We start from the raw sequence: 14,404 nt of genomic DNA on the forward strand, positions 1-14,404 counted from the left end.
GAGTTGTGGTTTTAACCGGATAACTCGGTACACAATTTAACATGTTAATTATTCGCGAAAGCGCATCAATATTCATAATAAACACTACCTCTCTAGCACTAAGCTCAACTGATACAAAGCTTAACCAGAATTAGCGACAAACGTTGTCGCTTACCAATAAAAGTGTTCCAGTTGGGTCTTTTTCTAATACACCGTTAAGCAAATAAAACACCTCAATTTGTTTGAGATTGCCAGCAACTTGCTGAAAACCCAAGACAATTAATGCTGATTCAGATATGTGCTGTTGAAACATTGAGCCTATTTTTTCTAAATCGGTTAATTCAAAATCACTTGGCGCTTTTATATAAACTAGAGCTGCGTGGCAACGGCCAATAAGTTGATAGGGTGAGAGTGGGTTAACTAAACTCTCGTCTGTTAGCTCGGTTAAATTGTCTAGTGGTAGATTAAATTTGCTGACATTGGCAAAACTAGGGGTTAGCAATACCTCTTTAATATCGTTCAAATCTAAATTGATTAACGCAGTGTCGGTTAATACTGAAACCAAGCCAGACAAACAATCAACATTTGCTTGGTTAGAATAAGCAAAGCAGTCTAACAAGGTGGCTTTTGCACCGAGTGTGCTTTTAAGTTTGTCGTTAGCTAATACTTGTATCGCATTGCTGATGCCTTCTATTTTATGAAGGGCTGCTTGTGCATGGTGCATGCGTTTTTTGCCTTCAAACGCAAAAGGTAAAGTTACTACACAAATGGTTGGTAAGTTAATTTGTGCGGCTAAATTGCAAATAACTGGTAAAGCACCACTGCCTGTTCCACCCCCTAAACCGGCCGTTAATATCAGTAAGTCTAAATCTGTTATTAGCTTTGTTATTTGCTCTACACTTTCGTTTGCAGCGGCTTCGCCAATTTCAGGTTTTGCACCTGCACCTAATCCTTTGGTGGTGTTTTCGCCTAATTGTATGTAACTAATACCATTTTGTTGTTTGCTGACTATGTCAGTATTCAGTGCATATAGTTTGGCTTGTTGTGTTAAACCTAGCTCAGCCAATAATTTAACATTGTTGCAGCCACAACCACCTACGCCGATTACCGCTATTTTTGCTTGTTGATCCACAGTTTTTGCTCACATTTATTGTTTAACGTTGAATGAGATTGAGTTTGCAGTAGTGCAACGACAACCGGTGTCGTATTAAATGAATACAGGGTTGTTTTTTAGCAAGTGATAGTAGTTAATACTGCGAACGGCTTTTTAAGATCAGCATCAAGGAATTTATGGACGATAAAAAACAACAGATTATTGAGGTTCTTGCCAGTGCGAGGTACGCAATAACAACCAATGAGCTGTATGAGCGTTGGCAAATTCAATTTGATAAGCAAGCCAGCAAAAGAACAATTGAACGTATTGTTGACCAATTAATTACTGAAGGTTTAATTGAGGCCGAGAACCCAAAAGCGCAGCGCAATATAAAGTGGCGATTGGTGCAGGGCGCGTCAATTATTGCATCTTCAATGACAGCTTTTGATGCCTTGTGTATTCAGTTACTTAACCAATATGCGGGGGCTGTTTTACCCTATTCAGCTTATGCAAAACAATTACAACAACAAGTACATCAAGCAGAGCTTGTACTGAAAAAACAGCCGGCTAACTCCCCGTATAAACGTTGGGCAAAAAAAGTATTTATCGAACAGCGAGGCCAGCCGTTACTGCAAGCCGAAATTGATGAAACCATCCAGCAATTGTGTTACCAAGCATTGTTTGAAGAGACCTTGCTTAGAATTCAATACATGTCAAAAACGCCAAACTGTAATCCAGATAAATGGATTGTCGTGCAATTGTTGGGGTTGGTTGTTCGTTCGCATACCCGTTATTTGGTGGTGAAGTATCAAGGCGAAGACAAAATAAGGCTGTTGGCCATGCAGCGCATTTGCGAGGCAGAAAGCACAGAGCAATCTTTTGATTATCCAGTTGATTTTAATTTACATGAGTATGTTGAAGCTGGGGGAACCGCCGTTACCTGGACAGATAAACCGGTGCAGCTTTTGCTGAAATTTTACGGTTATATGTGTGGGGTCATGTTGGAAAACCCAATTAACGACACTTTTATTTTGCTTGAACGCACGGATAAATATCTCTTATACAAGGTGGAAGTAAAACTTACCAACGACTTCGAAAGCTGGATTTTAAGCCTAGCTGATAAGGTTGAAGTATTAGAACCACTTGAATATCGCGAGCATATTGCGCAAAAGCATGCTGCTGCAAGTAGACTGTATGTAAATAATATTCTGAAAGATGAGGTTTAAAACCCCATCTTTCTTTTTCCGCCATTTTTAAGTGATTCCTCAATTTTTAGTTGTTCAAATACAAAACTAAAATTAAGTGGTTTGGCTATTACACGCGCTTGCCTACGTATTTTTGTTAAATCGCCCGGTGCAATTTTTGTTAGTTGTTTTAGTTGGTTTTGCTGCGCTGAGGTTAATTTACGTTTGGTATCTAACGCGACAGCTTTGCATAATTGTGCATGCGTTAGGTAATCAAAAAACACGTTAAAATCAAAACGTCGTTGCAAAGCTAAATCAAGCGTTTTCGGAAAATTAGTCGCGACAAAACAAATACCATCAAAATTTTCTAGCTGGGCTAAAAATTCGTTAATTTGGCTTATTTCCCAACTTTGGTTGGCTGACTCGCGGGTGCGCAATAATCCGTCTGCTTCATCAAACAATAACACTGCATTTTGCTCATAAGCACCTGCAAAGGTGTTGGCAATTTTAACCTCAGTTTCACCAATGTATTTATCTTGAATGTCTGATGGCGTTTTACGAATTAGCGGCATTTTTAATTGCTCGGCAATAAAACGACAAAACTCAGTTTTACCTGCACCCGGCACGCCCGCCAATAATATTCGCGCTTGTTTACTGCGTTTAATTCCGGCTATTAACTCTGCTGCGTTTACATTGGTATTGAGTAATTCAGCCAGATATTTAACAGGTGGGTTTTTATTTGCATCTTTCGGGTTATCGATATCGTATAAACCTTTGCTATAAGTATGCAGCAAGGTCTGTTGCAGTTTTGCATCGGTAACTACTTTAAAGCTTTTAGCGATTGCTTGATAAAACGCAGGGGACGCCTGCTCAATTTTAACCAGCTCATCTTCTAATTCGGCTGATATATTAGTGCCAACAATGCGTTTAACCATTTTGCGCCTTTGTTGCTGGTTTAACTTAGGCATGTCTAAAATAAAGTCGAAGCGGCGTAAAAAAGCCTCTTCAATATTTTCTTTGTGGTTACAAACCCAAAAAGTAATTAAGTTGACTGAATCGAGCGCATAAACAAGCTGAACTTTGCTGACGGAACTGCGCATTTTAAAACTGATGCCTGAATTTGCCTGAACAAATAACTCATCTACTTCGTCGAGTAAAACAATACTTTGATGATTGTGAGCTGCAAGGCTGTTGTAACAGAGTAAATTTGATAAACGGTCTGATTCGGTAACTTGATCGCCACTAAACCCAGAACCAATGGAGGTGCTTATTTCAGTCAAACTTAATTTAAATTGTTTGGTTAAATGATAAACCAATTCATTTTTACCAGAACCTGCCTGACCTACCAGCAAAATATTTAACCTTTGTTGGTTTGTTAAGGCATGCCGAACAAGCAGTGTTAAACAGGTTAATTCATTCTTTATGTGGCTGAAATCACATGCTTTTAACTCTGGTTTTGGACGTTTATGTTTAACTTCTGGGTATAACAAATCGTTCAGCTCGAAGTGACTAGAGATAAGTTTGTCAAATTTACTATGTAGCTCTAACATGTCGTGCCAATTTTCACCATCTAGCGACAACTTAATCATGCCCGATGTAAATAAAGGGTTTTCATGCCCACGGCAGATATTGGCAATGTATTGGCGAGAAATCACCTGCCCTGAAAATTCAATCAACAATGTATCTATATTGTTTGATAAATCTTGTCCTCGGCAAATGTGAGGCCCTATTTCACGTTGGTAAATAAAGATAATTTCTAGCAGCTTAGTGTCTACCTCAGATAAGCCCAACCTTTGTTTAAGCAGATTTAAGTTAGCGATAAAAGGTGATTTTTTGAGTGTTTTTTGCGCCTGACTTATGAATAAACGTTGCAAAAAACGAGCATATTGACGGGCATGTTTTTTCAAAAGCCTGTCAGAGTTCAAATCACATTCAAAACCATGTAGGGCTTCTAGCTCCCAATCTAACTCTGCCATCAACCCATCACCAATAATCCAATCAAATTGATGTGACTTATGCCTAGCAATTTTTGTATTTTTAGCATCTAACTCTTGCCCCATTAATACAAGTAAACGCCCCTGAATGTTAATGTAATCAGTCAACTCGGGTGTTAGGTTTTTGTTGGTCCAATCGCATAACTGCTTGAAGTTCATGATGCTTCTCCGATTGTTAGGTCGATACATTGTTGGTGAAGTGGCTGGTTACACTTGATAGGGTGAGTGTAGGGGAGGTAAGCGACAAAAGGTGTCGCTTGGCAAGTAATGTTCAAAAAGACAAAAAATTATTCAAGTTCTACTGTTATAGTCCGATAAATAACAAGTTGTATATGTTCCTATTTCAGTGGAAGAAATTAATGAGCCTTTCGGTACATAATTCGGCCTCCAATTTTTATATTCAAAATCAGCTCAATGCGTTCAATACAAACTTATCCAAGTCTTTTGAGCGTTTATCGTCTGGTTTAAGAATTAATTCAGCGGCAGATGATGCGGCTGGCTCACAAATATCAACTCGATTAGAAACTTCGCAAATTTCTAGCAAACAAGTTGCGAGAAACTTAAATGACGGCATAAGCTACAGCCAAATAGCTGAAGGCGCCTTAACTGAAGTTGGTGATATGTTAAAGCGTATGCGTCAACTATCAGTGCAAGCGCAAAATGGTACTTTAAGTGCTGCTGATAGGCAGGCGTTAGATGCTGAGTTTCAGCAACTCAAGTCAGAAATTAATAATATTGCTTACGAAACTGAAGCCTTTGGCCGCCATCCATTAACAGATTCGCCGCCAGAAGTTGAAAACGTAACATCCATTGTTGATGCGTATGCTAATGGTGTTACTTTATCTGGACAGCCTTCAGGAGTGCGTTCAATTGCGTATTTACCTGCAGGATTAACAGGGGTAGATATAGCTATTGATTCCTTGTCTATGGATGATGATATTCAAATTTTCACCCCTTCAGGGGGGCATGTCGTAGGTACTCCTTTTAATTCAGGTTTCGCGCCACATAATAGCCAAGATGCAGTGTGGAACGGGGTTAATTTACCTTCACAATTATTTTTGACGTCGAACGGCTATACCGCAAATGCGAGCTATAATGATTCATTATTAATGACCCAAGGCTCGCAGCAAATTTTAGGAATGAATTTCACGTTTACGGGAGATGGAGACTACTTAAACAGTGATCCAACAAATGGTAATAATGGTACTGTGGGGTCAGGTGAATCACAAATAGAGCGCGTTACAATAGACAGAGTAACAACTCCTCTCATTATTTCTGTTGTTGGTAGTGGCTCATATAGTATTACCCCAAGTTGGACGGGATATGACGCGCCAAGCGACTATTCTGCAGAGGGCGATTTACGTATAACCACAACAACAGCAACCGGACAAGCACAGCAATTCATTGAAATACCTAAAACACCTGCCACCACTGAAGACCTTGGGATAAGTGATTTAGCTCTAGATCCAATTGCAGCAGCTGAAGCTGCGTTAGCGCAAACTGATATTGCCAGTGCACAAGTCGCAGAGCATAGAGCAACGTACGGTGCAAGCATAAACTCTATTCAGTCATCCCTGCGCAGTATGCATAAGCAGCAAGAGGCTGCAGCAGCGGCTAAATCGCGAATCTCAGATGCTGATTACGCAGCTGAAACAGCTGACCTGACTAAAAATCAAATTCTGCAACAATCTGCACAGGCTTTGCTTGCACAAAATAGCCAACGGCCTAATTTGGTATTATCTTTACTATCTTAGCTAACAAGTATTGTGAAACGACATATTCTGTTATTTTTGCCACAGAAGCCATTTCTATTTAATTTTCGTCATATGCGTGTATTTTACTAAGCGTATCCAATTAGGAATGCAGTGCTTAGCAAATTGAATTGGTCGCATTGCAATGCGTTTAGGTAGAATAGTGGTGAATAGTGTCCATGCGGTAGGTTGAACTTTGAACGGAAGAATTAAATGAACACGCTCTACATTACCGGCGCGGGTGTTAGCGCTGCTAGTGGCATTCCGACATTTCGTGGTGAAGATGGTTATTGGACCATAGGTAGTAAAAACTATACACCAATGGAAATGGCGACTCGGGCCATGTATCAAAACAATCCATCTGAGTTTTTATCTTGGTACTATCAAAGGTTTGTGGTGTATCGCAATCACGGGCCAAACGAGGTGCACCATTGGCTTGCGGATAAAAACCTCATTACGCAAAATATTGATGGGTTAGACGGCAAAGCAGGTAATAAAGATTACATAGCAATTCATGGACGCATTGATCAAATGACATTGTTTCATCATCAAGATGAAATGGTTGAAGATGTTCAAGTGATAGATGCACCATGGCATAAGGTGGATGAAACTTGTTTGCAGCAGTCTTTATTAGAGCTGTTTAAAATTGACAACCACACGCCGGTTATAGACAAATCGTACAAACCTTATGTCTTGCTGTTTGATGAATATTACACTGAACTTTACCGTATTTTCGAAGCAAAACAGCTGATGAAAAAGGCTGGCCGCATTGTATTTATCGGTACTTCGTTTAGCGTTGGTATCACCCAAATGGCGTTAGATATTGCCCGCTACGATCAAATACCAATCGAAGTGGTAGATCCAACCCCTGTGCAATTATTTCATCCTGACGTTATTTATCACCGAATGACTGCGCTAGAATATATTCAACAAAAAGGGTGAATGATTAGGCCTTGAATTTACTCTTCGTCATAAATCATCCACAGCTCTTTGCGGTTAATTGGCGTTTTATTCGTTAAAAATTTATTGTGGATTTTTATCACGGTTCGGTTGTTTAAGTTAGCCGCTGCAATATTTTCGGCGTGGTGTTTTACAAACATCTTTTTTAAGATGCCGTGCTTTATCATTTCTTCAAGCCCATACTCAATACGCTCTGCTATTCTAGGATGCTTGGGAGAAACGAAGATATAATAGGGTTGCAGCATGTATAACACCAAATTAGGCTCAATAACTATATTTGTTAGCGTGTCTTTTCTCTCGTTAAGTTCATAAAAAGCCTCGTTTATGCCTCTTGGGGTATAGTCAAAGCGCCCTTTGTTAAGCATTTTAAACAAACTATCGTAGTTACTGGTCTCAACTAAAGGTATGCCAGCACTGCCTAAAATTTCATTGATGCTCCATTTCGAAACAACCCCAGCTGATAGCTCTTTTAGTTGGGCGAGTGTTTTTATTTGGCTAAATTTATCTAAGTATTTTTCATTTGTCGCCAACAAGCGGAAATTGGCCATACCGCGGCGGATTGGAATTCTAATTGGAATGTTTAGGTACTCCCAATCAGGCGTTGTCATTGCCATAGTTAAATTCATGTGTATTCCGTCATGTACCTCCATCATTTTAGAAAAGTTATCTAACTCTCGTTCCACTAATTTTATTTCAAAAAATCCGTACTTTTGCATACTCATTTCTAACGATTTACGCAGCACAGCATGAGGGTATTGAGCTCTTAAGTCTAAATCAGCATTTGGCTTAGTTGAAACAATGACATCTTTGCCAAAACTTTGAAATGGCAGGCTTAGTAAGGCAGTTAACAATATTACGAGTGGCATTCGTTTGTTTTTCATCTATTAATACCCTGTATCTAATTCGTTATGCCTACACTTTGTTTTTACCAATCGCAAAAAATTTTGTAGCGATAAAAAATAAAACAACCATTACGCCAAGCCCTATCAGTATGTTTATGATAAATTGATATTTTATGGTTAACTCACTAATCTCATTGTCTTTTTTTAGTAAGATTAGTTGGTGCTCTTTGTTGTTTAGTTCTATCTCAAGCAAGGATTTTTCGTGCTCTGCTTGAGCCAATGCATACTGTTTTTTTTCTACTTGCAACACAATGTTCATTTCAGCCATTTTTTTATTTAACGACTCGGTTCTTAAGTGTTGCGATAGAGTTTGTTTTTGTTTTGCGTATAGAAGTGCTTGACGATAGTTGCCAACAGCTTCTTCAGCTTCTTCAGCTTCTTGCAGGACATTGTAGGCGTCAAACTCCAGAGACTGCGCGCCAATTTCTTGTGCAGTTTGTAGGCTCGCAAGTGCTGATTCTGCAGCTTGCATAGGCACAGTCTTGACTAGGCTCGCGGCCAATTGAATTTGGGTGTCAGTTTTATTCCAAACATCTTGTATTGAGGTAAATAAGTCAATTGCTTGGCCAAATGTTGTTTGAGCTTGGTCGATTTCACCCAATCGAATGTATATGTTGCCTAAATTTTTAAGCGCAGTACCCGCACCTTTTAAATCGTTCAGCTGGGTAAAGATTGCATGAGCTTGTTTTACGTAGCTTAATCCCTTACTGGGTTCTGTATCTATAATCAGTTTGCCTAGTTCGCGATAAGCGGCAGCTCGGTACTTGGGGTTTACCTCTGATTTATTTAACAGCAATATTTGATTGAAATAATTTCGGGCATTGTCGAATTGTTCCAAATGAATACAAATTAAACCAATTGAATTTGCAGCAGCTGCAAAGCCGTTCGGATCATCCAATTTTTTGTATAGAGCTAGAGCTTGTAAGCCATACTTAAGCGCGTCTTCATAGTTGCCTAATTTACGATGTAGAATGGATAGCACGGTTAACGCATCTAACTCTTGAGCTTGATGAAAGTAGGTGCGAGAAATGGATAAAGCTTGGTTTATATTAATAAGTGCTTGGGCATAATCCCCCATTTTATTTTGTGTTTTGCTTAAAATAATTAAGGTCTGTGGAAGTAATTTTTTGTCTGGATAAGCTTTCAGTATTGCCGTTGCTTTTTCGTAATAACGTGCGCTAGAAACTAGTTCGTTTATTTTAGAGTATGCATCGGCAATGTTACGCATCAAACTCGCTTGGGTCATGGTGTCTGTGCTTGATTGGTGGCGTAGTGCCGATAAAAATGTCATTAATGCATCTTCGTTTTGTTTTAGTGCTTTGTACACATAACCTTTATTTCTTAATGCTTGAACAATTAACTCAGGCTCACGCATTTCTTTTGCTTTTACTTCGGCTTGTTCTGCTTCTACTAAACTTTGGTCCAGCAACTCTAAATGCCGGTAAATTTGTGAGAGTTCAAGTGAACTAGAAAATACAGTTTGGGGGTTGGACACTTTGTCTTTGAGTGCTCGCACTCGAATTAAATATTCTTGAATTTTGACAGTATCATCTGCTGAGATAGCTAGTTGAATTTGTTGCAATAATAGAATCAGACTTTGGTCAATATCGTTATTCGATTGGGCTTGAAAAATGGCTTCTGTTAATTCGCTTTGCTGCTGTTCGTATGATTTTCCTACCAAATCTTGTGCTTGAACTGAAAAGCCGAGCGTGACCATTAAACAATACATATACAACTTGCGAAGTTGAAGCACCATCTGCATTTATCAAGCCCCTAGTCATATTAGCATTGTGGTTAACTTATTAAACATAGTTGCAAATTTGTGGCGGCGCAAATGCCCAAGGGCCTCAAAAATAAGGTCAAGCATTCTTGACTTTGTTTAAATGATCATTAAAATGCAAACCATTCTCATTTGTGTTTGTTTGGTGTTGTTTTGTTTCCATCTTCTAACGGGCAAGAGGGATGCCGTAATCAAAAGGATTTAGTTAAACAAAAATTTAAGCTGTCTAGTCTAGTAACGGCTCTGCCTCTAGTCACTTTAGGCGTGAGCCCCTGTGCTCAGGCTGAGTCAATGCAAACCACAGCGGCGGCGGAGCATATTGTTGTGACAGGTACTCGTACTGCAAAATTATTAAGTAACTCTCCTGTTGCGGTAGAGGTTATCACAGCAGACGAAATTCTCCGTGTTAGCCAAGGCACTGTCGCTCAAGCGCTTAATTATGTTCCTGGACTGGTTGTTACCCGCAGCCCAAAAGACGGCTACAACATTCAAATGCAAGGTTTTGGCGGTAATCAGGTATTGGTATTGGTTAACAGCCAACCAGTCTTAACCCCAACAGGCTCAGAGGTCGATTTAGATCAAATTAGCGTTAATGATATTGAACGAATTGAAGTAATGCGTGGTGCTGGTTCTGTTTTGTATGGTAGTTCAGCTATGGGTGGAGTAATTAATATCATCACCAATAAAGCGGTTGGCAATAGCACAAAAATTAGTTACGAATTGGCTAATTACCACAACAACGCGATTGACGGTAATGAGTACGAACACCAAACACGTTTGAACATCTCGCGCCAATTTGGTAAATGGATAGCTAGAACCAATATTAATTTAATTCAACAACCAGGTTTTGATTACAACAAGCAAGACCAAAAACAATCATCGGCAAGTCTCGATAAATTATTCGCTGACGCTTCACTAACCCGTGAATTTAGCGCATACAATGTACAAGCAAAGCTGCGTTACTTTACTGAAGATAAATTTAAACAAAAAAGCCGATTATCTGTTGGTGAAGAAACTGTGGTTGCTGGTTATGGATCTGAAGTTGAGCAGTACCAATTCGATACAGCTTTTTGGGCAAATAACCAAGCTTGGAACATTAATACACGTTCTATGCTGCATAAAGAAATCAGCGGTGAAGAAAGCAAACGTAAAACTACAATTAAGCTCAATGACATAGACGGTAAGTATGTAGTGACTATTCCGTTAAAGTCGAATGATGCGGAAATTGAGTGGGTTAATGGTGGTGTTGCGCATTTTGATGGATTAGATCAATACAAGCTAGATGAAAGTCGCACCATTGAAATAGATAACGAGAGCCGCTCTGCAACCGAGTTCTATAGCCAAGCAAACTACATACAAGGTGACTTTCAGCTACTTGCTGGCGCACGTGCTCAATACGACACTAATTTTGGCTGGCATAGAGCTTTGCGTGTATCAGCCATGCTCAAACAAACTTTTGGTGAGCAAAAAATTAACTGGCGCTTTGGTGTAGGCGAGGGGTATCGCGTACCTAATTTGAAAGAGCGTTACTACACTTTTGACCATCGTCATTTGGGTTATATGGTGTTAGGCAATGAAAATTTACAGCCTGAAACCTCAAAACAAGCCAATTTAACTATGACTTGGCAAACACCAGTCTGGAATAAACAAGCGGACTTTGAGTTAGAAACCTATCTACATTTTTCTAAAGTTGAAAACTTAATTAAAACGGAATTTGACCTAGCAGCAACCCAAGCAGTGAATTACGAATATCAAATATCTAGCTACCAAAACATCGACCGTGCAGAGATGAAAGGTTTTGATATTAGCGCCAAACTCAGTTTAACCAGCTGGCAATATCAATTTAATTACAGCTACTTAGATGCACACAACCTTGAATCTGGTCGTTTAGCCGACCGTCCTCGCCATCAGGTTAAAAGCAACTTTTTATATCAGCTATCTAAATACGATTTAGACATTTTGCTCTATTGGCTTTTCCAAGCGGATGAAGCATATAGCAATGAAAATTTTACCGGATTGTCCAACAACAATTGGAGCAGTTGGAACTTAAATTTCACCCAGAGATGGAATGAAAACTTATCTTGGCGCGCTGGTGTAGACAACATTTTTGACGAGCATGCAGACGAAGCAGCGGTAGCAGCTGGGCAGTTTGATGCAAGAGAAGTTAGCAGCCGACGTTTGTACGCAGGCTTTACCTATCAATTTTAAATAAAAATTACTTTATAGAGATGCAAACTATGAAACACAATCAATTATTAGTGGCTTCGGCACTTACCCTATTAGCAACTGCTTGTGGTAGCAGTGATTCAAACGACGGTGGCAGCGAAACTGGCGGCAAAGACAATACCCCAGTTGTGAGCAGTTTCGGCCCTTATTCAACCGGTACGTCAGCCGATTCTAAATTTGTTTATTTCGATTTAGACACACAAACAGAATTAACTTTAACTGCTGAAGAAGCCGCCGCTAACAGTGAGTGGGACATTGCATTTAAACGCACCGGCGTTTATTTAAATACTCATGCTGATAACACAGTTGGCATGTACTTCACTGGCAACAACGCAGATTTTTTTGATGCTGATGGCAAAGCCATTGTTGATAGTTTTGTGAATGCAACCGCTGAAACAGAGTTAGAAGACTATACCTCAGTTACAGCTGATGCTGTGCCTGCTGACGATATGTTTAAGCAAGATGAAACTAAATATATCTTGGATGGTTTTTACGACTATGACCCGGTAAACCATGTCGCTTCAGCGTCGGCAGACAAATACTTTATTGTGCAGTCAGACGGTATCTTCAGTAAATTCCGCGTCAGTGATTTTGTTAAAACTGCAGCTCGTGGTTTAAGCAGTGTCACTTTTACTTTGGCTAACCAAGGTGCGTCGGACGATAGTTTTGAAGCTGAAAGCACATTAACAGTTGATGCAGTTGCAGCTTGTGCAAGCTACTCAGGTTTGTATGTTGATTTTGATTTGAAACAAATGGTTTCAAGCACAGACGCATGGGATTTCTACATGCCATGTACTGGCAACAACGACCAAGTTGGTTACGAAATGCATATTGCTGACGATGCGACTGCTATCCAAGACTTTGGCAGCAATTACTCGGCAATTGATACAGCTGCTTTACGTTACTACTACTTCCAACCTGATGAATACCATGTAAAAGCTTTTGATGATCAACCTTGGTATCAATACAACTTACAAAGTGGTCATAAATTGTGGTCGCAATATGGAGTGTATTTAATCAAAACCGCTTCAGCGACTTATAAGTTACAAATTACGGGTTATTACAACGCTGATTTAGAGTCGGGTAACTACAGCTTCCGCGCGGATGCATTGTAAACGGAGCTTCTAGTGCCAACAATGCCGCATGGAATTGTGCACAAGCACAAGGAAAGGCGGTAAACACAGAATAGTGGAGATGCACCAGCAAGAAAAAAGCAAACCCTCTGAGCCATGGATGGCTCGGCGGAGCTCCAAAGACGGATTTATGCGTGTTTGTGTTTTATTGGTGGTGTGTCTCCAGCGGTTTGAAGTGAGCACAGTAGCAGCTTCGCAAGCCGAAGGAAGGGCGGTGGTGCATTTTAAGCAAAACTTCAATCGTCATGGATGACGTTTGCGAGCGTACAAGGATGTATTTACAGCGTTTTTGCGTAAATGCACTATCGGCCTGAGTGATTGTGTAGCTCCGTGCTAGCAATGCTGCATCTGAGTTGGTTGCGAAACTTTTTACAAATTAAATTTAAGTCACGAAAGAAAAATTATGATCACCCAAATTGAACAACTCATGTACCAGATGTCAGATTTTTTCATGGCACCTGTACTTATCCTGCTCGTTATTTTATTCATCTACAGCCTATTCGCAATTGGTGAATGTATTGCGCAAACATGGCAGCGCAAACAAAACCAAAATCATTTTAATGAATTTGTAAACAGCAAGGATGTTGCTCAATTTTCAGGAAAGAATTTACAAGGTTATCCAATTGCCCAATTGGCTAATCACAACAAAAAAATTGATAAAGACCAGTTAGACGTTGCCGCACTTAAATTATTAGAAGGTGTACGTAACGTAAGCCGCCTTGCGCCAATGTTAGGTCTAATCGCCACTATGATCCCAATGGGACCTGCACTTAAAAGCTTGGCCGACGGCGATATTCAAGGTATCAGCGAAAATCTAATTATCGCATTCTCAGCAGTTATTTTCGGCTTGGTAATCGCCTCAATTACATTTTGGATCGCCAGTGTGAAAAAGCGTTGGTTGGCTGAAGAGTTAGTTGCGGTAAACGCACGCGCCAATTTATCTAATCCGCAAGCAACAAAACCACAAGCGGAGCAAAACAATGCGGCTGCTTGATGAAGACGAAGCAATCAACCCAGCATTAAGCGTGGTCAACTTAGTCGACGTTTTTTTGGTGTTAATCGCTGCGCTGTTAATTGCGATTGCACAAAACCCTATGAACCCGTTTAGTGCCGAAAATGTCACAGTAATTAAAAACGCGGGTGAGCCGAATATGGAAATGATCATCAAAAATGGTGAAACCATTGAGACGTTTAAAAGTAGCGGCGAAATTGGTTCGGGTGAAGGTACAAAAGCTGGTGTTGCCTACAAAATGGCCGATGGCTCGATTGTATATGTGCCAGAAGGCAGTGAATAGTTTGTAATTTCGTTCGGTGGCAGCAATGCCGCATGGAATTACCATCGCCAAACGCTGCAAGCCATATATGGACCCACTCCGTTTGCAAGTAATTTGATTGATTAAAA

Annotated in this window: 11 protein-coding genes; 7 read left to right on the forward strand and 4 right to left on the reverse strand. The window is 40.0% G+C overall.

Features of this window, described 5'->3' with window-relative positions; genetic code table 11:
• Positions 1-130 precede the first annotated feature (130 nt).
• Positions 131-1,111, reverse strand: coding sequence for an FtsZ/tubulin family protein (locus WSC_RS22995; protein ID WP_016956716.1), 981 nt, complete (start codon positions 1,109-1,111; stop codon positions 131-133).
• 158 nt (positions 1,112-1,269) lie between these two features.
• On the opposite strand from WSC_RS22995, the gene WSC_RS0114750 reads away from it, so the two are divergent.
• Entirely contained in the window at positions 1,270-2,298 is a 1,029-nt protein-coding gene (locus WSC_RS0114750) for a helix-turn-helix transcriptional regulator (RefSeq protein ID WP_016956717.1), read from the forward strand.
• Here the strand turns inward: WSC_RS0114750 and WSC_RS0114755 are convergent.
• On the reverse strand, positions 2,295-4,409 hold the full coding sequence (locus WSC_RS0114755; protein ID WP_016956718.1) for an AAA family ATPase: 2,115 nt from the start codon (positions 4,407-4,409) through the stop codon (positions 2,295-2,297). The two genes, WSC_RS0114750 and WSC_RS0114755, sit on opposite strands and share 4 nt — an antisense overlap.
• 200 nt (positions 4,410-4,609) lie before the next feature.
• On the opposite strand from WSC_RS0114755, the gene WSC_RS25505 reads away from it, so the two are divergent.
• Both WSC_RS25505 and WSC_RS0114765 read left to right on the forward strand, forming a co-directional pair.
• On the forward strand, positions 4,610-6,004 hold the full coding sequence (locus tag WSC_RS25505) for a flagellin N-terminal helical domain-containing protein (protein WP_016956719.1): 1,395 nt from the start codon (positions 4,610-4,612) through the stop codon (positions 6,002-6,004).
• Between the two features lie 210 nt (positions 6,005-6,214).
• Entirely contained in the window at positions 6,215-6,943 is a 729-nt protein-coding gene (locus tag WSC_RS0114765; protein WP_016956720.1) for an SIR2 family NAD-dependent protein deacylase, read from the forward strand.
• 17 nt (positions 6,944-6,960) lie between these two features.
• On the opposite strand, the gene WSC_RS23000 is transcribed toward WSC_RS0114765, so the two are convergent.
• Positions 6,961-7,842 (reverse strand): substrate-binding periplasmic protein, encoded by an 882-nt coding sequence (locus WSC_RS23000; protein WP_016956721.1) that lies wholly within the window; start codon positions 7,840-7,842, stop codon positions 6,961-6,963.
• Positions 7,843-7,873: 31 nt separating this feature from the next.
• A complete protein-coding gene (locus WSC_RS0114775) occupies positions 7,874-9,625 on the reverse strand; it encodes a tetratricopeptide repeat protein (protein ID WP_016956722.1) in 1,752 nt (583 codons plus the stop codon).
• 309 nt (positions 9,626-9,934) lie between these two features.
• Between WSC_RS0114775 and WSC_RS0114780 the strand changes: the two genes are divergently transcribed.
• From WSC_RS0114780 to WSC_RS0114800, 4 genes are all read left to right on the forward strand, one after another.
• The gene (locus WSC_RS0114780; protein ID WP_016956723.1) at positions 9,935-11,851 is read left to right on the forward strand and encodes a TonB-dependent receptor plug domain-containing protein; all 1,917 of its coding nucleotides are present in this window, start codon (positions 9,935-9,937) and stop codon (positions 11,849-11,851) included.
• A gap of 29 nt (positions 11,852-11,880) precedes the next feature.
• Positions 11,881-12,984 (forward strand): HmuY family protein, encoded by a 1,104-nt coding sequence (locus WSC_RS0114785; protein ID WP_016956724.1) that lies wholly within the window; start codon positions 11,881-11,883, stop codon positions 12,982-12,984.
• A 421-nt stretch (positions 12,985-13,405) separates the two neighbouring features.
• The gene (locus tag WSC_RS23005) at positions 13,406-13,996 is read left to right on the forward strand and encodes a MotA/TolQ/ExbB proton channel family protein (RefSeq protein WP_016956726.1); all 591 of its coding nucleotides are present in this window, start codon (positions 13,406-13,408) and stop codon (positions 13,994-13,996) included.
• On the forward strand, positions 13,983-14,297 hold the full coding sequence (locus WSC_RS0114800; RefSeq protein ID WP_016956727.1) for a DUF2149 domain-containing protein: 315 nt from the start codon (positions 13,983-13,985) through the stop codon (positions 14,295-14,297). Before WSC_RS23005 ends, WSC_RS0114800 begins: the two co-directional genes overlap by 14 nt.
• Positions 14,298-14,404: the final 107 nt, after the last annotated feature.

The organism is Catenovulum agarivorans YM01 (genome assembly GCF_000281085.1).
Lineage (GTDB): Bacteria > Pseudomonadota > Gammaproteobacteria > Enterobacterales > Alteromonadaceae > Catenovulum > Catenovulum agarivorans.